A 24,211-nucleotide genomic window follows, 5' to 3' on the forward strand; every position below is an offset into this window, starting at 1 on the left:
GCGGATGGAGCTTTTTGAAACCTTTTGCCAACAGGTGTGCCGGGAGGTGCGCCACGCCACGCCGGAGGAGCGGGACAGCATCCGCCGGGAGCTCCGGGACCATCTGGAGGACCGGGCGGAGGCGCTGCAATCTTCCGGAAGCGATGAGGAGGCGGCCGCGCAGGCCGCCGTGGAGGCCATGGGCGATCCTGCTGAGATCGGCCGGGCCATGAACCGTCAGTATCCGCTGGGGTGGCTGATTCTCTCCCGCCTCTCGGGGGCGCTGCTCCTGCTGCTCTGCCTCTACATCCTCTTTACCCTCCCCCTCTTCGGCAGCGCCTATAACAATCTGCGCTGCCGCATCTCCCCCTCCTATGGGGGCCGCTTCATGAGCGGTGCCGCGCCGGAGAGCGTCTGCCTCACGGACTACCGCTGGACGGTGGGCGGCAGCGTGCTGCGGGTTTACGGCCTGGAACCGAACCACATGGACGCCAACGGCGACTCCCGCGTCCGGGTCTATCTCTGTGCCTACAACCGCAATCCCTTCCGCTGCGCCTCGGAGTCTTTGGTGCGGGACGTGGTTTTTCTGGATGAATCAGGCAATGAGCTGGAGCGCCTCTACGGCGGCAGCGGCAACACAGGCGCCTGGTACACAACCATCAGCTTTCCGCTTCCGGAGGGGGAGAATGGGTTTACGCTGTACTACGATTCCCACGGCTACCAATTGGAGGAATACATCCCCCTGCCGGGAGAGGAGGCTGCGCCATGAGCGATCACAAATCAGTAAAAAAGACGGAGCTTTCCCGGCGGAAAAAGGCCCTGCGCCGGACGGCGGCGGCGCTGGCCCTTGTTTTTTTCATGGTCCTCACCAACCTCTACGGTTTTCTACCCATCCAGGCGCTGCGGAATCAGGAGGACCGCTCCGGCGTCCGCCGGACGGAGACTCTGCGCCGGGACTATCTGCCCCAGGTGCACCCCTTTACTCTCTTCTACCTCTCCTGCAACGAGGATGTGGTGATGCTGACCTCCATGCGCTGGAACCTTTTGGGCGGCTGGTATCCGGTCTACGCGCCGGTTCTGGACTGCGATGGGTCGGAGCCGGTGGTCATCGGCGAGTACAGCGTCACCTATTCGGATTTGGACCGCTACATCGTCTATGTGTTCGGCTGTGTCAGCGACCCGGACATCGCCTCGCTGCAGCTGAGCGTCACGGACCTTGCCCGTGATCCAAATGGAATCTCCGACACCTGCCAGGTCACGGAATTTCTGGAGGCGGAGGGCCACCGTGTATTCGCCCACCCCTTCCTTTTGTCCTTTGAGGACGCTCGGGAGCGCCGCATCAAGGTCCATGCCGACACCTATCGGCAGGATGGCGGATGGATCCGGGGGTTCGAGGTGCCCTGGAGCGGCAGCACCTCCATGGGATGACATCCCCACGCCGGCATTCATTGAAGAAAAGGGACCGGCACGGCTAAAAGCCGTGCCGGTCCCTTTTCACACCACCTGAGAGAGGCATGTGCTTTCGCTCTGTATTTCCCGGCAGGTCCATCGCTTTTCCATATGGTGGTTTTTGCTTCCAATAATTTTATAAGATTCTTAATTATTCAAAGATTTTTGAAATAACTTGTGAAATCTTGTTTTCTTTTTTCATCAAATTTGATATTTTTACAATGAAATCAGTGGACAAAAAATACTCTCCGTGCTACTCTTGAAGGAGGAAAATTGGATGGTCTTTTTGTGTGAGTCAATCGGGATGCGGTCCTCCCGGACCGCGTCAATCCCAACGGGCGGCCGGCGCAGACGGCAATGGAGGTGAATTCAGCCATGCGGTTTGACTACAGCCTGCGGCTGTTGACGGACAAGAGCTGGCAAAAGCCGCAGTTCCATTTTCACGACAACTATGAAATTCTTTTTTCACTGACCACCGCGGGCTCGATCTTCATTGACAACGAGCTCTTCCCGCTGGAAAACGGCACCCTTTGCCTCATTCAGGCCGGGTGTCTGCACCGGACGAGATCCGAGGTGGATGAATTCAAACGATACGTGCTGCAGTTCCCCGAAACCATTCTCCGGGACTTAAGCGACGGGACGGACCCGGTCGCTTCGGTTCTGAACCGGACCTATCTCTGCACACTGCTCTCCCCCCAGGACTACATCCAGCTCAACTACCTTTTCGACCGGCTGTATACGCTGAGCGGAGCGGAGCGCGGGAACACGTTCCAGTGCAACATCGCCCTGCTGGAGATCCTGTACTATATCGGGAATATCCTGGGGGAGCCCTTTGAAGAGGGCCAGCCCGTCACCTCTCCGGACTATAAGCGGATCCGGCCGGTCCTGGACTATATCCAGGAGCACCTGGACGAGCCGCTGCCTCTGGATACCCTTTCCGGTGAGTTCTACCTGAGCAAACACTATTTCTGCCATCTCTTCAAAAAAGTCACCGGCTTCAGCGCCACGGAGTATATCATCCGGAACCGGCTGGCCCAGGCCCGGTCGCTGCTGCGCAGCGGCGTTTCCGTGCAGGAGGCGGGCGAGCGGTCCGGGTTCGGGAGCAACGCCCACTTCATCAAGACCTTTACCAACGTGGTCGGGACCTCTCCCGGCCGCTATGCCCGGGAATACCGGTCCAGCCACAAAATATAGCGGACAAAAGAGCACAGGGGCGATGCGCCCCTGTGCTCTTTTTAAAGCGCCGAAAGAATGTTGTTCACGCCGACCACGCCGATCATCACATAGGTCCACCGACGGAGCGCGTCCCAGTTCAATCTGCCCTGAAGGGGCTTTGCCGCAAGCATACCCGCGGCGGTGCCGGTCATGCCCACGGCGATCCAGGGGAGCACGGCCGGTGTGATGACGCCGGCGGCAATCCGGACCACGCTGTTGGAGAGATTGGTGATGGTGAAATAGAACTGGATCATCCCAAGGTAGTCTTCCTTGTCGTCCGAGGCGCTCATGGCATAGAGCACAACCGGCGGGCCGCCCATGGTAAAAAGTCCGCTTAAAATGCCGCTGAGCATCCCCACTGCCAGCGCCACGGGAAGGGTCCGGGGCAGCCGCAGTGTCTTTCCTGAGCACATCAGATAGTAGGCGCTCATCAGCACCAGGGCCAGCCCAAGGTACAGCTTCATACGGCCCGGGGGCAGGGCGAGGGCGATCCTGTTGGAGATGGGCAGCAGAACCAGATATGCCGCGAACACAGGCAGGATCCTCCGCAGGTGCACGGGCCGCCGGTACTTAAGCGTCAGAGCCAGTGAGCAGAGAAAGCAGATGACGCTGGTCATGCCCGACACCAGGGGAATGGGCGATATCAGGTATGGAAGGAGCGCCATCATGATGATGGCACAGCCAAAGCCGATCAGGGACTGGAGCGCGCCCCCGATGAAGCAGACCAGCAGAGTGAAAAACGCCGCTGTCATGAAATCACCCTCTCTTGCCCGCTCAGGCATATTCTCTCAGATGGTCAGTTCAGCCTTGTTTTGACCGGCTTTCCCGTCAGGGCGTCCGCCACAATCTGAGCGGCCTTCCTCTGCAGCTCGTCGTTGCTTTCATTGGAGTACCAGGCCGTATGGGCCGTGACGATCACATTGTCCATGGTGAGCAGCGGGTTATCCGGTTCGATCGGCTCCCGGCAGGTGACATCCAGCCCCGCGCCGCCGATGTGGCCGGATTGCAGGGCTTCGATCAGGTCGGGTTCACAGATAAGGGCGCCTCGGCTCACGTTGACGATGGCCGCGCCGGGCTTCATCCGGTTCAGAACCGACCGGTCGATCATGCCGGCCGTCTCCTCCGAAAGCGGCATATGCAGCGTGACGATGTCGGCGGTGGAGAGCAGCTCCTCCCGGCTCACCAGGCGGATGCCCGCCTGGCGGGCCGCCGCCTCCGGCAAATAGGGGTCGAAGCCGACGACCTTGAACCCGACGGCCGACGCCTTGCGGGCGATGTCGCGACCGATCCGTCCGCAGCCCAAGATGCCTAACACGGTGTCGGAGATGCGGTGGATGGGCTTTAATCCGGCCACGCCCCACATTCCCTGACGGACCTGGCGGGCGGAGAGCACGGTCTTGCGCGCCAGACATAAAATCAGCGCCAGAGCCGTGTCCGCCACCTCCGAGACGCAGTGGTCCACCACATTGGCCACAAGGATGCCCTTCTCCGTGGCCGCCGGAATGTCTATCGTGTCCGTGCCGATGCCGTACCGGACAATGATTTTGCAGTGGTCCATGCTGCTGATGATCTCCCGGGTGATCTGGGCCTGAGAAACCAGCAGCGCGTCCGCGTCCGCCACGGCGCGTTTGAGCGCTTCGTCGTCCCTTGTGCCGAAGGGAATGCCGGAGAACACCAGCTCCGCGTCCACCCCGGCCAGGATTTCCCGCTCATAGTCGTAATGGGGCATGCGGCCGTCTGTAAGAACAACTTTAAAACGCATAGGAAAGCCTCCATTTTTATGCCGGACCGGCAGGTTTGTCTGGGTGCGGACCGCCCTCCGCCGGCCCGTACCCAGACTGCGCTCAATGGCTCATCAGTCGAAGAAGCGCTCCTCGAAGGGATAGGTGCTGAGTACCTCGCAGCCGTCCTCGGTGATGATGACATTGTCCTCCAGGCGGATGCCGCCGATGCCCGGTGTGCCGGAGTAGGGCTCAATGGAAAAGACCATGCCAGGCTGGAGCGTCACAGCGTTTTCAGGCTCGATCACGCCCTTGTAGGTGCCAAGCAGCGGCTGTTCGTTGGCGGAGATGCCAAGGCCGTGGCCCAGGCTGCTGCCCAGGATGAAGTTGTCCCCGCAGGCCAGTGCCACATCACGGGTGGTGTTGCCCGGCTTGCAGGCAGCCTCGGCATTTTTCAGGGCGGTGTAGCACTTCATGTGCTCCGCCTTCAGCTCCTTGGAGGGCTTTGCGCCCCTGCCGCAGATCCAGGTGCGGGTGAAGTCGCCCCAATAGCCGTTGAACCGGCCGCCGATGTCGATGATGACCGGGTCGCCGTAGCCGATGATGCGGTCCGAGGTGAAACGGCGGTAGGGCGCCGTATAGGGACCGGAGCAGACGATGTTGGAACACTGGCTCCATTCGCTTCCATAGTAGTACATGGCCTTGAATGCCTCGGCCAGGACCTCGCACTCCTTGCGGCCCGGACGCAGGAACTCCGTGCAGGCGGCCATGCCGGCCATGGTGATCTCATAGGCCATGCGCAGGCAGCTGATCTCATCCTGGGTCTTGATCATCCGGGCCTTCATCATGATGCTCTGACCGTCCACAAATGTCACGCCGGGGAACACCTTGGGCAGCGCCTCATAGAGGGCGGGACTCCATGCGTCCACCGCGATGACCTTGGGCTCGATCCCCTGGTCGTAGAGACGCTTTTTCGCGGACAGGGCCCAGTCCATGGCTCCGCCGGGCACATCCAGTCCCCGGCAGGTGACGTCGGTCAGGTGATCGCCCAGCCAGGGCATGCGCGCCTTGGCATGGACATAATCCAGCGTGTAGAATGTGTAGTCCCCGCCCCGGGGCATGATGACGGCCGCCATGCCCCAGTGGGCCATGGGCCAGTCGTGGGAGCGGAAGCTGGTCACGTAGCGTGTTGCCTCGAGGCGGAAGACGAACAGCGCGTCAATGCCGGACTCGTTTACGGCGTTGGTCAGCCGCTCAAGGCGCTCTCTGCGCATGCGGTCGTAGTCGATTCGAACCTCCCAGTCCACTCCCTGGGCGCCCAGAGCCGTTCCAAGCTGGTTTTGAGACATAATGTAACCTCCCTGAAAATTTTCTTATATGATGGGCCACCGCCCAATTCATATCTGCGCTCAGCGGACAGAGTTCAGTAAAGTGCGGAATTCCTCGTCGCTCAGATAGCGGCGTTCCCGGATGGACAGCTCCTTCACCCGGGTCAGCAGGAGCTCCACCTTCTCCTCCGGCAGCGTCTCGTGGAACTCGTCCAACTTCATATGGATGGAGTCCTTACCGCTCTTTTTTCCCAAGACCAGCGTGCGCTTGCCGCCCACGAACCGGTCGCTGATGGGGAAGGTGACCAGGGGGTGCTCCGTGGCCACCTTGATGCCGACGCCGCTTTCCTTCATATAGGCCGCGGGTCCGGCAATGGGCTTGTTGAACGGCACCCTGACGCCGGAGAGGTGCTCCAGGAGCAGGCAGGTCTCCCTGAGTCTGGAGCAGTCGATACCTGTCCGGATGCCGTATAGCGCCTCGGCCGCAACCACCATCTCCTCCATAGCCGCGTTGCCGCAGCGCTCGCCCAAGCCGTTGATGCAGCCGTGGACGACTTCCGCCCCGGCCTCCACCGCCGCCAGGGCGTTGGCAACGCCCATACCAAGGTCGTTGTGGGTGTGGATTTCCACGGGGCGGCCTCCCACGTATTCCCGGACGCGCCCCACCAGTACGCGCAGCGCGCTGGGCAGAATCGTGCCCGTCGTGTCCACCACGGCCACGGCATCCGGATCGGACCGCTCACAGACCTCCTTCAGGAGTTCTTTGAGAAAATCAGGGTCCGCCCGGGTGGTGTCGTATGGGAAATAGACCGTATAGAGGCCGTGCTGCTTGGCAAAGCGGATGGTCTCCACGCTCTGGCGGACCACATCCTCAAACCCCCACTTGGGATGGGCGTATTTCAGCCTGGATTCTCCGCAGGTGATCTCAATGACCGCGCCGCTGACCCCGGAGGCCACCACCTTCTCAATATCCCCGGGCATGGCCCTGGAAAATGCGAACAGCCTGGCCTTAAGTCCCAGCTGGGAGATTCGGCGAATCGCCTCAAAGTCCTGCGCCGAGACCGCGGGCATACCGGCCTCAATCCGATGCATGCCGATCCGGTCCAGCTGTTTTGCTATGGCAATTTTATCCTCCACGCTGAATACGACGCCGGGGCTCTGCTCCCCGTCCCGCAGCGTGGCGTCATGGAACTGGATGTGCGGGGCCAGCTGAAACTTCTCCCGCACCTCGTCCCAGTAGTTGCACTGGCTGACATTCCAGTTCTCGGTTTCCCACGGCTTTCCGTTCAAGTGAATTCCCCCTTCTGTTTGTTTCAAATCCGCCCGCCGCTCCCGGATTCGCTTTTCTTTTGCTGAAGCGCCCTGTATACCTTTTCCGGCGTGATCGGCAGATCCAGGATCCAGACGCCCACCGCGTCGAAAATGGCGTTGGCAATGGCCGGGGCCGTGGGCAGAATGGCGGGTTCCCCCACGCCCTTGGCCCCATAGGGGCCGGTGGGCTCCGGACGCTCTATAAAGTCGCTGAGGATCGGCGGCACGTCGCCGGCCGTCGGGACGATATAATCCGTAAACTGGTTGTTGCGCACCTTCCCTTCCTGAAGCACCATCTCCTCGTACCGGGCAAAGCCCACGCCCATTCCGGTTCCGCCGTGGATCTGGCCATGGACCAGCATGGGGTTGACGGCCTGTCCGCAGTCGTGGACGGCGTAAATTTTTTTGACCGCAAAGGCTCCGGTCTCATCGTCCACGTCCACAACGGCGATCTGGGCGGCGTACACGTGGGTGGCGTACTGCTTGCCGTGGCCGGTCTCTTTGCGGATGGGCCGGATGTGTGGGCTGAACGTCCCCTTCCCCAATATAGCGGTTCCCATGGTGCGAAAGGCATAGTCCGCGGCCTGGGCGACGGAGACGCTCTCCTCTTCAAAGCCCTCTATGCAGACACGGTTGTTTTCCACCCGCAGGCCGCCGGGGTCCATGTCCAGCAAGCGGGACGCTGCCCGGAGCAGCGTCTCCCTGGCCTCCGCGCAGGCTATCAGAACCGCGTTCCCGGTGGCGTAGGTGGTCCTGCTGCCCACCGGCCCCCGGTCGTAGGGGGCCAGCTTGGAATCCCCGGACACCACCGCGATCCGGTCGATGGAAATACCCAGCGCCTCGGAGGCGATCTGGGACAGCACGGTGACAGAACCCTGCCCGATGTCCGTGGTGCCCAAGTAGAGCACCGCCGTGCCGTCCGCGTTGACCTTTACAAAACAGGCGGAAACGCCGGTGGGGGCGATGGGATAAAACATGGCGGCCAGGCCGCGCCCGCGGTGAATCATTCCCAGTCGCCTCCTTCCCGTGCCAGCTGGACCGCCCGGTCGATTGCCTGCCCCACGGTGACCTGGTTCAGCGACATGCCGGTGGGCAGCTTGTCGCCGTCCCGGATGGCGTTGATCCTTCTGAACTCCAGCGGTGAAATGCCCATCCGGCGGGCGATGTAGTCGGTGTGCACCTCGTAGGCAAAGCCAAGCTGGGGCACGCCGAATCCGCGCATGGCGCTTCCAAAGCTGTTGTTTGTGTAGACCAGTTTCCCGCAGACCCGGGTGTTTGGAATCCGGTAGGGGCCGCAGCCGTGGATGCAGCCCTTCTCCAGCGTCATCTTCCCAAGCCCCACATAGGGGCCGCAGTCGGAGACAATCCAGACCTCCCGGGCCAGTATTCTCCCATCCTCCAAGACGCCGGAGCGCATTTTGATCCAGTAGGGGTGGCGCACGGTGGAGCAGTCGAACTCCTCCTCACGGGTATAGGCCATTTTCACCGGGCGGCGGGTCTTGATGGCCAGCACAGCCAGGATGTGCTCAAACGTGATCTCGTTTTTCCCGCCGAACCCGCCGCCCACGGAGCCGGTGATGACCCGGACTTTGCTCTGGGGCCAGCCGATGGCCAGTGCCAGGTCCTCCGCGATCAGGGCCGGGCGCTGTACCGAGGTCCGGACCACAATATCTCCCGCGATCTCGTCCAGGTAGGCCACGGCGGCATGGGGCTCGATGAATGCGTGCTCATTGACCGGTGTATACATCTGCTGCTCAAAAATATGCGGGCACCGGGGGAAGGCCCGGTCCACATCCCCGTTGACGATTTTTACCTCCGCCGCGATGTTGCCGCCTCCGTGGATAGAGCAGCTTCCCTCTTTCATGGCCTCAAAGGGGTCGAACACACCGGGCAGGTCCTCATACTCCACGCGGATAAGCGCGGCGGCCTTTTGCGCGATCTCCTCCGACTCCGCGGCCACGGCGGCCACGCTGTCGTAGTAGCCCCGCACGCGGTCATCCGACAGGAAGGGCTCGTCCCGGATGCTGACGCCGTGGCGGTTGCAGGCAAAATCCCCGGCCGTGCACACGGCGGCCACACCGCTCAGAGCCTGGGCCTCGGAGAGGTCGATGGAGCGGATTTTGGCGTGGGCGCGCTCACTGTGCTTGACCTTGCACCAAAGGGCGTTTGGCAGGTCGATGTCCGCGCCGTAGCGCGCTCTTCCGGTGACAAGGAGTTCCGCGTCCAGGCGCGGCATGGAGGTTCCCACCGTGTTCATGCTCCGCTCCCTCCATTCTCCGCCGCGTATTCCATCACGGACTTGACGATATTGACATAGCCGGTGCACCGGCAGAGATTGCCGCCGATCCCCGCGCGGATTTCCGCCTCGCTGGGACAGGGATTCTCCTCCACCAGAACCTTGGCCGCAAGGAGCATGCCCGGCCCGCAGAATCCGCACTGGAGCGCGGAATTTTTGATAAAGACCTCCTGGAGGGGATGGAGCTTTCCGTCCTGCTCCAGTCCTTCAATAGTGGTGAAGCGGTGTCCCTGGGCCCGGCAGGCCAGGATGAGGCAGGAGTTGACGATGTCTCCGTCCATAATGATGCTGCACGCGCCGCACTCCCCGCTGCCGCAGCCTATCTTTGTGCCGTACAGATGCAGCCGGTTTCGTATGACGTCCACCAGGACCTCATGGTCCTCCACCTGCACCGGGTACTCCCGCTCGTTGATGGTCAGCACAATGTCTCTCATTCACGTCCTCCTATCACAAGGTCCTCCGGATCGGACCGCCCGGTGAGAACGCGCAGGCTCTTGCAGACCAGGGCGCCGGCCAGGGAGGAGCGGTATTCGGCGCTGGCCCGGAAGTCGTCGATGGGTCGGATTTCGCGCGCCACCAGTTCCCGCACCGCCTGTTCCTCTATCTCCGACGCGCTCCGTCCCTCAAGGTAATCCTCCAGGCCGTGGATCCGCACCGGAGTAGGCGCGCAGGCCCCCACCGCGACGCGGACCTGATGCAGGCAGTCCTGCCGGACCACCGCTCCCACCGCCTCGTTGACAATGGACAGCGTCAGCGTATTACGGCGGCCAAACTTGATAAAATGGGCCTTGCGGCGCTCTTCCCGGTCCGGCAGAAGTATCCTGGTCAGAATCTCCCCCGGTCTCAGGCAGGTCTTCCTTGGGCCCACGAAAAAGTCCTCCGCGCCGACCCGGCGGCAGCCCGAGGCGGAAGCAATCTCCAGGACCGCGTCATAAACCAGCAGCGCCGGCGCCGTATCCATGCTGGGCAGGCCGGAACAGAGGTTTCCGCCCACCGTCGCAAGCCCTCTGGTCTGGGTGCAGCCAACGGAGCCTGCCGCCAGATAGAGAGCGTGCCACAGGGACTGGATGAGATTGTTGGAACAGAGTTTTTTCATGGTGCAGGCAGCGCCGATCTCCGTTCCCTCCGCCGTGAGACGGATGCCGCCTATCCCGACGGACTGGAGATCGATCAAAAACGCGGGATGCAAAGCGCCTTTACGCATAGAGGGAACCAGGTCGGTCCCGCCGCTGATGTACATGCAGCCCGCCTCCCGGTGCGCCTGGTAAAGCTCTATCGCCTCCGGAATAGACGCGGGACTGAAAAGCTGAAACCGCTCCAATGACCTTACGCCCCCTTCCCGCCGTCATCCGGCGCTGTTTGGAGAGCGGGCACATTGATGGTCAGGTACTCCGCGTCGGACACGCCGTCGCCGCAGACCTGGTGCTGCTCCCCCGGCTCAAACCGGAACGCGCAGCCGGCCGGAACCACCGTGGTCTTACCGCCGCAGGTCACATGGAGGCTGCCCCGGAGGACAAAAAAGATATGTTCAAAGTCATGCCGATGGGCTTGGGCTCCGCCGCCGGCCAAAATCAGGTTGTGCCGGACGGAAACGCCTCCGCCCTCAAAAACGGTGCGGCCGAATACGCTCCAATGCCCCGGCGCGGTTTTTGCCTCAGACGCCATCACGTTGTGAATCAACAGAGGAATCCCTCCCTTTGGCAGATTTAATTGCTATATTTTTTCAGCTTCCTTTTTCTTCCGGCTCACTATCAAGTGGACAAGCATGGTCGCGGCCAGAACGCCAAAGCCCACCACATCCGTGGTAAGAGAGGGGTCGATCATCAAGAGGCCGCCTGCCAAAAAGGCCACCCGGAAAACGGGATTGACCGTGTGCCTGTACCAGCCGATGGTTGCAAAGGAGATGCCCGCGCATCCGATAAGCGCCGTAATACAGGTTCGCAGAGCCGGTCCCGCCCCATTGATGATGACCAGCATGTCCGGGTTGATGGCAAAGAAAAAGGGGAGCATAAAGGCCACCAGTCCAATCCGCACGGCGGTAAAGCCCACTTTCATGGGGGAGTCCCCGGAGATACCGGCGGCCGCATAGGCCGAGAGGCACACCGGCGGAGTCAGGGCGGAGAGACTGGCAAAGTGCAGGATGAAGAGATGGGCCGCGGCCATGGGGATGCCCAACTTCAGCAGGGAACTGACACAGACGCTGGCCGCTATGACATAGGAGGCGGCCACCGGCAGCCCCATGCCCAGCACAATGACAATGGCGGCTGTCAGAAGCAGGGACAGCAGGACGCTGCCCTGCCCCACCTGCAAAATGGCGGAGGAGAACTTGACTGCAATTCCCGTCATATTCAATACGGCCACCACAATGCTGGCGCACAGGAACGCGGCGCCGATGCCGGCCATGGCGGAGGCGCACTTGTACATCGCATCGACGATGCCTATCAGTCCCTCCTTCAGGGACTTGCGTGTCTTGGGATTGATGAAGTAGATCACACAGCCGCAGATCATGGCGTAAAAGGTGCCCTTGAGCGGGCTTTGCTGCAGCACCGTCAGCACGATAATGATAATGGCCAGGGGCAGCAGCAGATAGGCGCGTTTCAAAAGTGCGCCCCAGGAGACGATGTCCTCAGCGTCCATGGCCTTGAGGCTGAGCCGCCCCGCCTCAAGGTCAATGGAAAAATAGAGGCTCACATAGTAGATCAGGGCGGGGATGACCGCGGCGATGGCCAGCTGGCCGTAGGGGATGCCGCTGAGGTCCGCGGCCAAAAACGCGGCGGAGGCCATGATGGGCGGCATGATCTGCCCTCCGGTGGAGGCCACTGCCTCCACCGCCGCGGCAAAATGGCTGGGATAGCCGATGCGCTTCATGAGCGGAATGGTGAAGGTTCCGGTGGCCACCACATTGGCGGTGCCGGCTCCGGACACGGTCCCAAAGAGCGCGCTGGAGACAATGGCTACTTTGGCGGGGCCGCCTCTTGATCTGCCGGTCAACTTGGCGGCCAGCTCCGTGAAATAATCGCCGGTACCGCAGATCTCCATGAGCTTTCCCACAAAGACAAAAGGCAGCACATAGGAGAGGCACACGCCGATCAGCGAGCTGAAAAATCCGTCCTGCATGAAATACATGGTGGTCATCATCTTCCGGGGCGTGATCTGCAGGATGCGGAAGGAGCCGGAGAGATTGTGGCCGAACAGGCAGTAGGCCATGGCCACACCGGCCAGAAGGACCATGGGCCAGCCCACCAGCCGCTGAGCCATCACAAGAATCGCAATGGCGGTGATGGTGGAGAAGAGGAAATCCAGGTCCGTGGACGAGATGGCATAGCGCATCATCCAGGATTGCTGGTCTATAAAAATATAGACCGTGGAGGCAATTACGCCGCAGACCAGCACCGTGTCCACAATCCACCAAAAGAGGATCGTTCCCTTCTTTTTTCCTGGCTTTGGCGCCACCAGGTAGGCCATGATGACCAGAAAGCAGACGTGAACCGGGCGGATATATCCTGGTGAGGTTGCGCGGATCATCAGCGAATAAATGTGGTACAGGATGCCGGCAACTGCAACGCATTTTGCCAACAGCAGCAGCTTGGGGTTGTCAACTCCTGTCTTCGGTATCGTTGCGTTCTTCATAAAGCCTCCCACGCTGTAAATTCACCTGTCGGACTGAATTCCGGTCCGCGCGGCTCCTTGCGCGCGGACCGGAAGCGTCCTGGCGACACAAATAGACCTTTACCGCATGAGTCTAAAAGTTGCCTGGGTCAAACGCGGAGACGTCGATGCCCTGCTCCTCGTAATAGCGCATCGCGCCTGGGTGCATGGGGCCGTACATGTACTGGACGTTTTCCAGCGCAATATCCTTTGCGGACGCCACGTTGGTCACAATGGTATCGTAGTTGTCAAACGCGGCCTTCGTCATGGCATAGACCACGTCGTCGGGGAAGTCCTCCGTGCAGATGGCGATGGAGTAGAAGCCCAGCATCTGCAGGTCCTCATCCAGGGATTTATAGAGGTCGGAGGAGATGGGGAAGATGCTGTAATAGGGCGCCGCCTCATGGATCTTTTCCATGTCCTCCATCGGCACGGTCAAAAGGGACACCTTGTCCATGGTGGTCTCAAGCTCGGTCACAGAGGCGTTGGGATGGCCGCCGGCGTCCACAACGCAGTCCACGGTGCCGTCCTTCAGGGCGGTCAGCGCATCCGCGTATGCCATGTAGACCACCTCTCTTGGATGGATGCCGAACGTCTCAAATTCCAGAAGGGTCATATTCACCACACCGCCTCCGGAGGGCCCCAGACAGACGATCTTGTTCTCCAGGTCATAAATGGTTTTGAGGTTGGGGTCCACGGCATAGAACAGCTGGATGCTGGGATACAGCGGGAACATGGTGCGGACATTGTCAAACGTCCGGTCATAGCCGATGCCGTTCATTCCGCAGTACATGGCCGCGTTGTTGGTAAACCCGAATGTGTGGTCGTCCACGCCCACCGCGTTCATATTGGCGGTGCCGCCTCCGCCGGGCTCGCACTGGAGGGAGATGCCGGTGTCGTTTTTCAGCACTTCGCTGTAGCACACCATCAGGGTGTACCAGAGGCCGCCGCTGGAGCCGCTGGCCGTATTGAGCAGCGTGTAGCTGTCGGGAATGACCAGCTCATCGCCGGACCCGCCGGCGGAAGAACTTTGGGAGGAGCCTGAAGAGGAAGACCCGCCCTTGGCGGGAGCGCCTGTATTTCCACAGCCTGCAAGCAAGGTGAAAATCAGCATTCCGGACAGCAGGATTGACAACATCTTTTTCATCTTTTGTACCTCCTAATCTTTTAACCCTTTGAAATAACCATAAGACATGGTGTGGGAACGCATTGAGAGTCAAGCCTGATTTTCAACGATGATCCGGATGGCCTCCGGATCGTGGAACGCCGCAAATGCCTCCGCTGTCTTCTCCAGGGGGAAGCGGTGGGTGATAAGCGGATCGATCCGGACCGCCCCCCGGCGCAAAAGCTCCTCCGCCTCCCGGTAGCAGTCCGCCGCTCCCTTTACCCCCGTGACCGTGATCCCCTTGTTGTAGAACTCCCGTACCGGGAACTGGTCCGCGTCGCCGCGGTAGATGCTGAAGGCCAGCACCTGCCCGCTCTTGCGCACGATGTGGATGCACTGCTTCAGCGCGGTCACGGAACCGGAGGCCTCGACGGCGATATCCGGGCCGTCCGGAATCAGGGAGTCAATGGTCTCTTCCAAGCGGGGGTCGTCGTAGGCCACTGTCTTGTCCGCACCAAGCTCCATGGCAAGCCTTGCGCGGTTCTCCCGATGGCCAACCACCACAACGATCCGGCCAAACCCGGCGTGGCGCAGCAGCTGCAAAATAATCAGCCCATTGTGTCCCGGGCCGAAGATCACTGCGGTCTTTCCCGCCGGCTCCGCAATGCGGTGCACCAGATTGAGCCCGCAGCTGATGCCGATCAGGGACTGTGCGTCGGAGAAGGGAATCTTTTCCGAGAGGTGAAAAAGCTGTGCGGTCGGGATGACGGCGTACTCCGCCATGGTGCCGTCGATGTCCACACCCAGCATCCTCCGCTCCCTGCACAGCTGCGCGGCGCCGGACAGGCAGTACTCGCACCGGCCGCAACCCCAGCTTCCCCGGAAAAAAACCGCGTCGTTCACGCGGAAGCCAAAGGACTCCCCGCGGATTTCTTCGATGGTTCCGGCCGCCTCATGCCCATTCGTAATCGGCAGTTTGCGCGGGGGCAAACCGCCTTCGTACACCATGACATCCGTGCCGCACAGACCGGTCGCCCGGATACGGACCAGCGCCTGCCCATCCCGGAGCGCAGGCAATTCCCTCTCCACCACCGCAAGCTGCTTTGGAGCTGTCAAAATTGTTGCCTTCACAAGAGCACCTCTTTCAATCCTGTAAAAATAAACAGTTTTATATGTCTCTTCTTTCGTTCATTGTGCAACTTGTCTATGCTCAGTATATGGGCCGTACCGGAAAATTTCTTTCGTTTTGTTGCGCAAAATATCGCACATTTTAGTTTTTTCCCTCACAATCAATTGTTTAAATTTGCGTTGTCGCCCTCCGGCCTTTTCCGGTATGCAGCCCCGCAGCCGAAGGCCCGCGCTCAGGCTGTCCGGGACGGTATGCCCCTTCAAAAGGGCAAAAAAAGACGGGTGAGCTGTGCTCACCCGTCTGCTGTTTCTTATTCCGCCTGGTAGATCGCCTGGATGCCCCGATAGGTCATATAGCAGTCCAGCTTGGATACGGTTTCAAAGGGCGCGTGCATGGAAAGCACCGGAACGCCGGCGTCTAATGTGGCGATATTCCGGTTGGCCATATACATGGCCACGGTGCCGCCTCCGCCGTAATCCACCTTGCCTAACTCCGCGATCTGCCAGACCACGTCCGCTCGGTCCAGGACGCCGCGGACATAGGCCACTGTCTCGGCGCTGGCGTCGGAGGCGCCGGACTTGCCCCGGGCGCCGGTGTACTTGCAAAGGCCTATACCATAGTTGACCTGGGCGGAGTTGCGCTTTTCATAGGCTTCAGAGAAATTGGGATCAAAGGCCGCCGTCACGTCCGCGCTTAAGCAGAACGCATTTTCATAGCAGGCCCGGCAGGGTACGCCCTGGGCGTCGCAGAGATCCTCCATAAAGGTGTCAAAGGCGGCGGACTTCATGCCCGTGACACCGTCGGAGCCGACCTCCTCCTTGTCGGCCAGAACACACACCGCCGTCTTGCCCGGAGCGTTTTTCAGGTCCAGCAGCGCCTTCAGCGCGGCGTAGGCGCAGACCCGGTCGTCGTGGCCGTAGGCGCCGATGAGGCTGCGGTCCAGGCCGATGTCGGTCGCCCGGAACGTGGGGACGGCCTCCAGTTCAGCGGAGTTGAAATCATCCTCCGTGATGCCGTACTTCTCGTTGAGAAGCTCCATCACCTGGAGCTTGACCCGGTCGCCGCCCTCTCCGCCGCTCACCGGGCGGCTGCCAAGCAGCAGGTTCAGCGTTTCACCGGGGATGGCCTCCCCCAGAGGCTTTTTGTTCTGCTCCGCGCCCAGATGGGGCAGAAGGTCGGTGATGACCAGCTTGGGTTCCCCCTCGTCCGCGCCGATGGTGACCGTCACGGTGGAGCCATCCTTCATGGCCACCACACCGTGGAGCTCCAGGGGAATGGTGACCCACTGGTACTTCCGGATGCCGCCGTAGTAATGGGTCTTGAAATAGGCCATCTCCCCGTCCTCATAGAGCGGCGTGGGCTTGAGGTCCAGCCGTGGGGAATCGATATGGGCGGCGGTGATCTGCACCCCTTCGCTCAGCGGACGGGAGCCGATGTGAGCCAGCAGGACCGACTTGTCCCGGTTGCAGCGGTAGACCTTGTCCCCGGTCTTCAGCGCCGCGCCCCGGACCAGGGGCTTGTAGCCCGCCCTTTCCGCCAGAGCCACGGCAAAGGCCGCGCATTCCCGCTCGGTCTTGCCCGCGTCCAAAAACGCCTTGTAGTCCGCGCAGTAGCGCTCCATAGCCTCCCGCTGGGCTGGCTCCATCCGGTCATAGCCGTTTTTCTTCTGGGTAAACAGTGCTTCTTTCCGCTCTTTATGCTGATCAGACATCCGATTTTTCCTCCTTGATCGATTCAATGAGCTTTGTCAAAAATTGCAGCGCCGAATCCTCAAATTCCTGTGACGAGGGGGCCGTGTTCTCAAGGACGCAGCTACAGTTGTCCCGGTAAAAGCTGTCCGGTTTCTGGGCCGTCACCCGCAGCCGGGCATACTCCTCGGGAATGCTGTCCCGCTCCATGATCCGGCGCACCCGGATTTCAGCGGGCGCGGTGACGGCCACGGTCCGGTCACAGACCTTTCCCAAACCGCTTTCGATGAGGTTGATGGCGTCCAGTCCGTAGAGTGCCTCCGGCTCCTCCTCCATCCGCACCTGAATTTCAGGCAGCAGGAAGCGGAAGACAATTTGATTCAGCCGGTCCATTTTGACGCTGTCGCCAAAGACCAATGTACCCAATTTCTGCCGATCCAATGCACCAGTGCTGTCAAATATGTTGCCGAACTCCTGAAAAAGCGCCTTGCGCAGCGGAGGGCAGCTTTTGAGCATCTCATGGTACACCATGTCGCAGTCCACCACCCGGCCGCCCAGAGCCTCCAGGGCCCGCAGGGCGCTGCTCTTCCCCGAACCGGTGCCGCCGGTGATGCCGATGACGATTCTGCGCGCATCCGCGTCAATGATGTGGAAGCCCGCCGCCTTTTTCAGACGGTTCCCCACCGCCAATCCCAGTCCGCGGCTGTCGGGACACTGGGCGTAAATCTCCGTGACGGAGGTGGCGTCAAAGGCGCGCAGGGCGTCAAAGACCCGCTGGGCCTGGGCGCTTTTATCCGTGTAGGACCCCAGCGTCTGCAGCTCATGGCCCGCGAACAGGCCGGCATACTCGTCAAAGCAGATGATGCCTGAGGCCGGGCCCATGTGCTTTTCGATCACCTGGGCGGATTTTTCCGGGCTGCCCACCACCACGGTCACCGGCGCCTTGGGCGCGTAGTGACGGTACTTCATGCCGGGGGCCTTGGGCTTTTCCCCCTCCGCCAGGGCGCCGGTGACGGCTTTGTCCACCACAATCTCGCCCACCACGGCCTCCAGTTCCTCCAGGGGCAGTCCGCCGGGCCGCAGCAGCCGGGGCGGCACGCACGTCAGGTCCAAAATGGTGGACTCCACGCCCACCTGGCAGGGACCGCCGTCCACAATGCCGTCGATCTTGCCGTCCATATCCTCCAGCACGTCCGCCGCACAGGTACAGCTTGGCCGGCCGGAGAGGTTGGCGCTGGGCGCGGCCACCGGCACGCCGGCCGCCTTGATGATGGCCTGGGTCACCATGTGGTTGGGACAGCGCACACCAACCGTGTCCAGTCCGGCGGTGGTCTCGTCCGGCACCACGCTCTTGCGGCGCAGGATCATGGTCAGCGGCCCCGGCCAGAACCGGGCGGCCAGCACATAGGCCAGCGGCGGCACATCCTCACAAAACCGGGGCAGCCACTGGGAGGAGGGGACGTGCAGAATCAGGGGGTTGTCCTGGGGCCGTCCCTTTGCCTCAAAGATGCGGCGCACGGCGGCGCCGTCCAGCCCGTTGGCGCCCAGCCCATACACCGTTTCCGTGGGAATGGCCAGAAGCCCGCCCTCGGTGAGAATCCGGGCCGCCGCGTCGATCTTCTCCTCAATCTCCCGCTGGGGGCGGTGAATATCCGTCAAATCAAATTTTCTGGTTTCCATGCTCTTCTCCTCATTCCTCGCTCCGCTGAAGCTTTTCCGCCTGATCCGCTGTCACCAGCGCGTCAATCAGCTCATCTATCGCGCCGTTCATAATGGATTCGATCTTATAGAGCGTCAAGCCGATGCGGTGATCCGTGACGCGGCCCTGTGGAAAGTTATAGGTGCGGATCCGCTCGGAGCGGTCGCCGCTGCCCACCTGGCTGCGGCGCTCCGCCGCCACGGCGGCCTCCTGCTTTTGCCGCTCCGCCTCATAAAGGCGTGAGCGCAGCACCTTCATGGCCTTGTCCTTGTTCTTGTACTGGCTCCGCTCATCCTGGCACTCCACCACCACGCCGGTGGGCAGATGGGTGATGCGGATGGCCGACTCCGTCTTGTTGACGTGCTGGCCTCCGGCGCCGGAGGCCCGGTAGGTGTCGATCTGCAGATCGGCGGGGTTGATCTCAAACTCCACCTCCTCCGCCTCCGGCAGCACCGCCACCGTGGCGGCGCTGGTGTGAATGCGGCCGCCGGACTCCGTCTCCGGCACCCTCTGCACCCGGTGCACGCCGGATTCAAACTTCAGCCGGGAGTAGGCGCCCTCGCCCTCCACCATCAGGCTGCACTCCTTGACACCGCCTAACTCCGTGTCGTTCATATTGATGATGTCCACCGTCCAGCCCTTGGACTCGGCGTACATGGTGTACATCCGGAGAAGGGACGCGGCAAACAGCGCCCCCTCTTCCCCGCCGACGCCGCCGCGGATCTCCATGATGACGTTTTTGCTGTCATTGGGGTCCCTGGGCAGCAGCAGGCAGCGCAGCTGCTCTGTAAGCCGTTCCATCTCAGCCCTGGACCGGCTCAGCTCCTCCTGGGCCATCTCCTTCATCTCCGCATCCCCCAACAGCTCCTTTGCCTCCTCACAGTCGGCCGCGGCGGCGCAGTAGGCCCGGTAGGCCTCCACCACCGCTGAGAGCTCCTTGAGTTCCCGGTTGACCTTTTTCAGCATCGCGGCGTCCGAGTAGACCTCCGGGTCTGTCAGCTGGCGCTCCAGGTCCTCATAACGCGCCTCGATCCCCTTCAGTTTTTCCAGCACGGCAGTTCCTCCTCAATCTCCATTACTTCCCCAAATACTTGCGCACGTCCTTGATGAACTGCTCCTGCCAGAAGTGGTGCCCCACGGAATTGCACCGCAGGGATACGGCCAGCAGGTGGGGCGCAGCGGTATAGCTGTCCATCTGGCGGTAGACCTCCTGAAACTTGGTCTCGCTGGAGCGGGTCACCACATAGGCCACCTTGTTGAGGTACAGCCCCTGTTCCTTCAAAAACGACCGGATGGGTGCGCTGCACCGGCCGGCCCAGATCGGGGTGCCGATGATGATCAGGCGGTACTCCGAAAGGGGCTTGTCCGTCTCATAGCGCTTGAGCGGCTCGCACTGGCGGCGCACGGCGTCCAAACCGCAGCGGAGGTAGCCCCGAAAGCCGCCCCGCTCCACGCCGTCCCGCAGCCGCACCAGTTCGCCGCCCACCTCCGACGCGATCTCCTCCATGGCCTGTTTGGTTCTCCCTGTTCGGGAATAATAGATGCACAAAACGTCGCTCATAGCTTTCCTCCCGTCTCGATTCAGTCAAACAGGAATGTCTTCACCATGGCAAAGGACTCCCGCAGATAGTAGTTGGCACTCAGGTGCTTCCATGGAAGGGGCGCCGGGACGCCTAACATGCGCACGCCCTGCCGCTGGGCGATCAGCCTGGAGCGGGCCACGTGAAAGTCGTTGGTGACCACGGCCACCAGGCCGTTTTCCACGTCCACGCCATGCTCACTCAAAAGCGCCCGGGAAAAGGCGAAATTCTCCGCCGTGTTCAGCGCCTGTTCCTCTGTGATCAGCCGCTCCCCCTCCACGCCATGCCCAGTCAGGTACTCATACATGCACTGGGCCTCGGTGATCTCCTCGCCGTAGCCCTTTCCCCCGGTGAGCACCACGGGAATATCAGGATGCTCCTCCAGGTAGGCAAGGGCCGCGTCCAGGCGGCTTTTTAGGGCAAGGGACGGCTCCCGCCCGTTGACTCCCGCCCCCAAGACGATCACCGCCTCCGAGGGCAGGGCGGTAAAATCCTCCCGGCCCTTGGAAATCACAAACACCTCAATGGAGGTGAGCAGCACTATCAGCACCGAAAGCGCGCCGTAAAAGGCCCGGCGCAGCCAGCGCCAGAGCCGCCCCTTCTCCGCCCGGGCGTCAATCAGAGCCGAAAGCCCAATGGCGGCGGCGGTCCCTATCAGCAAAAACCCGGAAAAGCGCATACCCCAAACGCGGACCACCGTCAAAAGGACGCCGGCAAGGGCGCATATCAGCGCGGCGCACCAGCGGCCCTTCACGCCTGGGCCTCCTCGCTGAGAGCCTCCCATTTTTCATAGAGGGCCTCCAGTTCAGCCTGGGCCTCCTCCTTTTCTCCCAACAGCCTGTTGAGCGCCTCATAGTCGCAGGCCGCCGCCTCCATCTCCCGGTCCAGCGCGGCGATGGCCTCCTCCGACCTGGCAATCTCCCGCTCGCAGATCACCAGCTGTTTGCGGGCCGCCACCTGGGCCTTGTTGCCGCGGACGGGGCGCTCCGCCTTTTCCTCCGGACGGGGTGCCTCCTGGCGGGGCGCGGTTTTCTGCTCCTCGGCCTTTGCCAAGCGGTAGCGGGCAAAGCCCATGAGATAATCCCGGATGGCTCCGCCCTCCAGTTCCCAGATGCGGGTGGCAAAGCGGTTGATGAAATACCGGTCGTGGCTAACGAACAGCAGCGTGCCGTCAAAGGCCTCCACCGCCTCCTCGATCCACTCCCGGGATGCAATGTCCAGATGGTTGGTGGGCTCGTCCAGGATGAGAAAGTTGATCTCCTCGTCCATCAGCATACAGAGGCGCAGCCGGCTCTGCTCCCCGCCGGAGAGCACGCAAACGCTCTTAAATACGTCCTCGCCCCGGAAGTCATAGGCCGCGAGGCGGTTCCGGGCGGACTGGGGCGTGATGTTCTTCTTGGCATAGAGCATGGTGTCCACCAGGTTGCGCTGGGGATTTTCGAAGTGGATGATCTGGGGCAGATAGGCCGCGCGGACCGAGGGGCCGGTCTTGATGCGGCCGTCGTCCGGGTACAGCTCCCCCATGATCAGCTTGATGAGGGTGGACTTGCCGGTGCCGTTGTCGCCGATGAGGGCGATGCGCTCGCCCCCCTCCACCTTCAGGTTCAAATTGGAGAAAAGGGTCTTTTCTCCAAAGGATTTGCATACATTTTTCAGCTCCAGCACCTCGTCGCCGAAAAATTCCGTGCTGGCAAACCGGGCGTCCATCTTCCTTGCCTTGGTGGGCTTGTCGGTGGTGCGCATCCGCTCGATTCTCTTTTCCATGGAAAAGGCCCGCTTGTGCAGCGCGTCGTTGCCCATGAAGGCCCACAGGTGCAGCTTGTCCGCGGCCTCCTGAAGCTGCCCGATCTTGGCCTGCTCCTTCTGATACTGGCGCATGCGCTCCTGATAGCGGCGCTCCTTCTCGATGGCATAGAAGCTGTAGTTGCCGCTGTAGAACTCGGCCCTGCCGTTTTCAATCTCAATGACACGCTTCACCACCCGGTCCAGGAAGTAGCGGTCATGGGAGATGGCCACCACCGTGCCGTGGAAGTGGGCGATGTAGTCCTCCAGCCATTCGGTGGCGTGGAGGTCCAGGTGGTTGGTGGGTTCATCCAACAGCAGAATGTCCGTGTCCTCCAGGATCAGCCGGCCCAGATTCACCCGGGTCTTCTCGCCGCCGGAGAGACTCTCAAAGAGCTGGGAGCGCATGTCCCGGGTGATGGACAGGCCGTTGGCCACCTTGTTCACAGCCACGTCCGTATCGTAGCCGCCGAAGGCCTCAAACCGCTCGGACAGCTGGCCGTAACGGCGCAGCACCTCGCTGCCGCTCTCCCCGCCCGCCATACGGACGGTGAGCTGCTCCATCTCCTCCGCCAGGGCCTGGAGACGGGAAAAAGCGGTGCGCAGCACATCCTCCACCGTAAAGTCCCCGGGATAGACGGGAATCTGGGAGATGAGGCCCATCCGCCGGCCCTGGCCAATGGCCACACGGCCCGCGTCATAGTCCATCTCCCCGGTGAGGATTTTAAAGAGGGTGGTCTTGCCGGCGCCGTTTTTGCCAAGCAGCCCCACACGCTCCCCCTGGTCGATCTGAAAGCTCAGGCCGTCCAATATCTTTTTTTCCAAATCAAAGGACTTGACCAGTCCCTCCGCCTGGATGTCAATCATGGTATTCTCCGAATCTGTCTCTTTACTTATTGGGCAGCTCCAAAGGTGTTGGTCAGCTGCTTCACTATGTCTCCAAAATGCATGGCGTGGGATGCCTTCACCAGCATGGTACTCTCCTCAGTAAACTGGCGCTCCAGCTCCGGCAAGGCCGCTTCCTTGACAGGGAAATACAGCACCTCACCGCCGGAGGAGGCCACGCCGTCGGCGATCTTCTGGGCCTTTTGCCCGATGGCAAACACCTGGTCGATGCCGAGCATGGCCGCCAGCGCGCCCATGTTGTAGTGGGCCTGATCCGTCAGGTCACCCAACTCGCCCATGTCCCCCAGGACGGCGATCTTCCGCCCGCTGCCGGTCTTGGCCAGAATCTCCAGCGCCGCGGCCACAGACTGGGGGTTGGCGTTATAGCAGTCGTCTAAAATTGTACGCTCCCCGCTGAGATGGACGGGCCGCATCCGGGAGCCGGTGGGCTCGTAAGAGGCTACGCCGCGGATGATCTCCTCCCGGTTGAGCCCTAATTTTTCACCGATGGCCACCGCCATGGAGGCGGAATAGACCATGTGCTCGCCGGGGGCCGGAATCTCCAGGACATAGGCGTCCCGTCCGGTCTCCACCCGGCAGATCAGGCCGTTGACGCCGTTGTCAAGAATCTCCGACACCCGCACGTTGCACCGCTCCGACTTGCCGCAGCGCAGCGTCTCAAAAGGCAGCTCCAGCGTGCCAAGCAGCGCGTCGTCGCCGTCCAGGACGGCGGTGCCGTCCTGCTTCAGGTTATCGAAAATCTCGCATTTGGCCTGCAAAATCCCCTGGCGGCTGCCTAAGAATTCGATGTGGGCGTCTCCAATGTTGGAGATGACGGCAATGTCCGGCCGCACCATCTCCCCCAAGTATCGGATCTCTCCGAAATGGTTCATCCCGGTTTCGATTACCGCCGCCTGATGGCTCCGCTCCAGGCTGAGCAGGGTCAGGGGTGTGCCGATGTCGTTGTTGAAGTTCTCCGGCGTCTTCAGCACCTTGTACCGGGCGGAAAGAGTGGCGGCCACCATCTCCTTGGTGGTGGTCTTCCCCACGCTGCCGGTGACTTGGACCACGGGGATGTCGAACTGCCCGCGGTACCAGGAGGCCAGGTCCTTCAGCGCCAGGCGGGTGTCCTCCACCTGAATGTAAAAGCGGTCCTCCCGGATCTCCCTGGGCGGCTGGGCGCAGAGTGTGCCGGACGCGCCACGCTCCAACGCCCGTTCGATATAGTCGTGGCCGTCAAAGCGCTCCCCCTTCAGGGGCACGAAGAGACAGCCGGGGGTGATTTTCCGGCTGTCGGTGCAGACGGACAAGACGGTTCCGTCCCCTGCCTGGTTCAGGCGCTTTCCCTTCACGGCCTCCAGAATCTGCTGTATGGAAATCTCCTCCACGTCGCTTC

At 61.5% G+C, this 24,211-nt stretch carries 22 protein-coding genes; 3 read left to right on the forward strand and 19 right to left on the reverse strand.

All coding sequences use genetic code 11. The annotated features are described in order from the left end of the window. The first annotated feature begins 4 nt into the window (after positions 1–4). From KQI82_RS11020 to KQI82_RS11030, 3 genes are all read left to right on the forward strand, one after another. Positions 5–748 (forward strand): permease prefix domain 1-containing protein, encoded by a 744-nt coding sequence (locus tag KQI82_RS11020; protein ID WP_216632802.1) that lies wholly within the window; start codon positions 5–7, stop codon positions 746–748. Beyond that, positions 745–1,407: a hypothetical protein gene (locus KQI82_RS11025; RefSeq protein ID WP_216632803.1), complete on the forward strand. Its 663-nt coding sequence runs from the start codon at positions 745–747 to the stop codon at positions 1,405–1,407. Before KQI82_RS11020 ends, KQI82_RS11025 begins: the two co-directional genes overlap by 4 nt. Positions 1,408–1,785: 378 nt before the next feature. Next, positions 1,786–2,622 carry a helix-turn-helix domain-containing protein gene (locus KQI82_RS11030; RefSeq protein WP_216632804.1) on the forward strand — a complete coding sequence of 279 codons (837 nt, stop codon included), beginning with the start codon at positions 1,786–1,788 and terminating at the stop codon, positions 2,620–2,622. Positions 2,623–2,663: 41 nt separating this feature from the next. Here KQI82_RS11030 and KQI82_RS11035 read toward each other — a convergent pair whose 3' ends face one another. From KQI82_RS11035 to KQI82_RS11125, 19 genes are all read right to left on the reverse strand, one after another. Continuing rightward, positions 2,664–3,395 carry a sulfite exporter TauE/SafE family protein gene (locus KQI82_RS11035; RefSeq protein WP_216632805.1) on the reverse strand — a complete coding sequence of 244 codons (732 nt, stop codon included), beginning with the start codon at positions 3,393–3,395 and terminating at the stop codon, positions 2,664–2,666. Between the two features lie 44 nt (positions 3,396–3,439). Then, positions 3,440–4,405 (reverse strand): C-terminal binding protein, encoded by a 966-nt coding sequence (locus KQI82_RS11040; protein ID WP_216632806.1) that lies wholly within the window; start codon positions 4,403–4,405, stop codon positions 3,440–3,442. A gap of 93 nt (positions 4,406–4,498) precedes the next feature. Then, complete coding sequence (locus tag KQI82_RS11045; RefSeq protein ID WP_216632807.1) at positions 4,499–5,713, reverse strand: M24 family metallopeptidase; 1,215 nt, start codon at positions 5,711–5,713, stop codon at positions 4,499–4,501. Between the two features lie 60 nt (positions 5,714–5,773). Beyond that, the gene (locus KQI82_RS11050) at positions 5,774–6,982 is read right to left on the reverse strand and encodes a LeuA family protein (RefSeq protein WP_216632808.1); all 1,209 of its coding nucleotides are present in this window, start codon (positions 6,980–6,982) and stop codon (positions 5,774–5,776) included. A 23-nt stretch (positions 6,983–7,005) separates the two neighbouring features. Further along, positions 7,006–8,010, reverse strand: a complete 1,005-nt coding sequence (locus KQI82_RS15795; protein WP_216632809.1) for a xanthine dehydrogenase family protein molybdopterin-binding subunit — start codon at positions 8,008–8,010, stop codon at positions 7,006–7,008. Beyond that, on the reverse strand, positions 8,007–9,260 hold the full coding sequence (locus KQI82_RS15800; protein ID WP_216632810.1) for a xanthine dehydrogenase family protein molybdopterin-binding subunit: 1,254 nt from the start codon (positions 9,258–9,260) through the stop codon (positions 8,007–8,009). The genes KQI82_RS15795 and KQI82_RS15800 overlap by 4 nt, the downstream gene beginning before the upstream one ends. Beyond that, complete coding sequence (locus tag KQI82_RS11065; RefSeq protein WP_216632811.1) at positions 9,257–9,733, reverse strand: (2Fe-2S)-binding protein; 477 nt, start codon at positions 9,731–9,733, stop codon at positions 9,257–9,259. Before KQI82_RS11065 ends, KQI82_RS15800 begins: the two co-directional genes overlap by 4 nt. After that, on the reverse strand, positions 9,730–10,620 hold the full coding sequence (locus tag KQI82_RS11070) for an FAD binding domain-containing protein (protein ID WP_216632812.1): 891 nt from the start codon (positions 10,618–10,620) through the stop codon (positions 9,730–9,732). The genes KQI82_RS11065 and KQI82_RS11070 overlap by 4 nt, the downstream gene beginning before the upstream one ends. Before the next feature lie 5 nt (positions 10,621–10,625). Further along, a complete protein-coding gene (locus KQI82_RS11075) occupies positions 10,626–10,964 on the reverse strand; it encodes a cupin domain-containing protein (protein WP_216632813.1) in 339 nt (112 codons plus the stop codon). Positions 10,965–11,012: 48 nt separating this feature from the next. Next, entirely contained in the window at positions 11,013–12,929 is a 1,917-nt protein-coding gene (locus KQI82_RS11080) for a TRAP transporter permease (RefSeq protein WP_216632814.1), read from the reverse strand. 112 nt (positions 12,930–13,041) lie between these two features. Further along, positions 13,042–14,094 (reverse strand): TAXI family TRAP transporter solute-binding subunit, encoded by a 1,053-nt coding sequence (locus tag KQI82_RS11085; protein ID WP_216632815.1) that lies wholly within the window; start codon positions 14,092–14,094, stop codon positions 13,042–13,044. Between the two features lie 69 nt (positions 14,095–14,163). Beyond that, complete coding sequence (locus KQI82_RS11090) at positions 14,164–15,183, reverse strand: zinc-dependent alcohol dehydrogenase (protein ID WP_216632816.1); 1,020 nt, start codon at positions 15,181–15,183, stop codon at positions 14,164–14,166. A gap of 308 nt (positions 15,184–15,491) precedes the next feature. Continuing rightward, the gene (locus KQI82_RS11095) at positions 15,492–16,892 is read right to left on the reverse strand and encodes an aminopeptidase (protein ID WP_216632817.1); all 1,401 of its coding nucleotides are present in this window, start codon (positions 16,890–16,892) and stop codon (positions 15,492–15,494) included. Continuing rightward, positions 16,885–18,549, reverse strand: coding sequence for an L-threonylcarbamoyladenylate synthase (locus KQI82_RS11100; RefSeq protein ID WP_216632818.1), 1,665 nt, complete (start codon positions 18,547–18,549; stop codon positions 16,885–16,887). The genes KQI82_RS11095 and KQI82_RS11100 overlap by 8 nt, the downstream gene beginning before the upstream one ends. A gap of 10 nt (positions 18,550–18,559) precedes the next feature. Beyond that, the gene (gene prfA, locus KQI82_RS11105; protein ID WP_216632819.1) at positions 18,560–19,621 is read right to left on the reverse strand and encodes a peptide chain release factor 1; all 1,062 of its coding nucleotides are present in this window, start codon (positions 19,619–19,621) and stop codon (positions 18,560–18,562) included. Between the two features lie 22 nt (positions 19,622–19,643). Then, on the reverse strand, positions 19,644–20,129 hold the full coding sequence (locus tag KQI82_RS11110) for a flavodoxin family protein (RefSeq protein WP_216632820.1): 486 nt from the start codon (positions 20,127–20,129) through the stop codon (positions 19,644–19,646). A gap of 20 nt (positions 20,130–20,149) precedes the next feature. Continuing rightward, positions 20,150–20,902, reverse strand: coding sequence for a YdcF family protein (locus KQI82_RS11115; RefSeq protein WP_216632821.1), 753 nt, complete (start codon positions 20,900–20,902; stop codon positions 20,150–20,152). Next, the gene (gene abc-f, locus KQI82_RS11120; protein WP_216632822.1) at positions 20,899–22,797 is read right to left on the reverse strand and encodes a ribosomal protection-like ABC-F family protein; all 1,899 of its coding nucleotides are present in this window, start codon (positions 22,795–22,797) and stop codon (positions 20,899–20,901) included. The genes KQI82_RS11115 and abc-f overlap by 4 nt, the downstream gene beginning before the upstream one ends. 26 nt (positions 22,798–22,823) lie before the next feature. After that, positions 22,824–24,203 carry a UDP-N-acetylmuramoyl-tripeptide--D-alanyl-D-alanine ligase gene (locus KQI82_RS11125; protein ID WP_216632823.1) on the reverse strand — a complete coding sequence of 460 codons (1,380 nt, stop codon included), beginning with the start codon at positions 24,201–24,203 and terminating at the stop codon, positions 22,824–22,826. Between the last annotated feature and the right edge of the window lie 8 nt (positions 24,204–24,211).

It is taken from the genome of Dysosmobacter acutus (assembly GCF_018919205.1).
GTDB lineage: Bacteria > Bacillota > Clostridia > Oscillospirales > Oscillospiraceae > Oscillibacter > Oscillibacter acutus.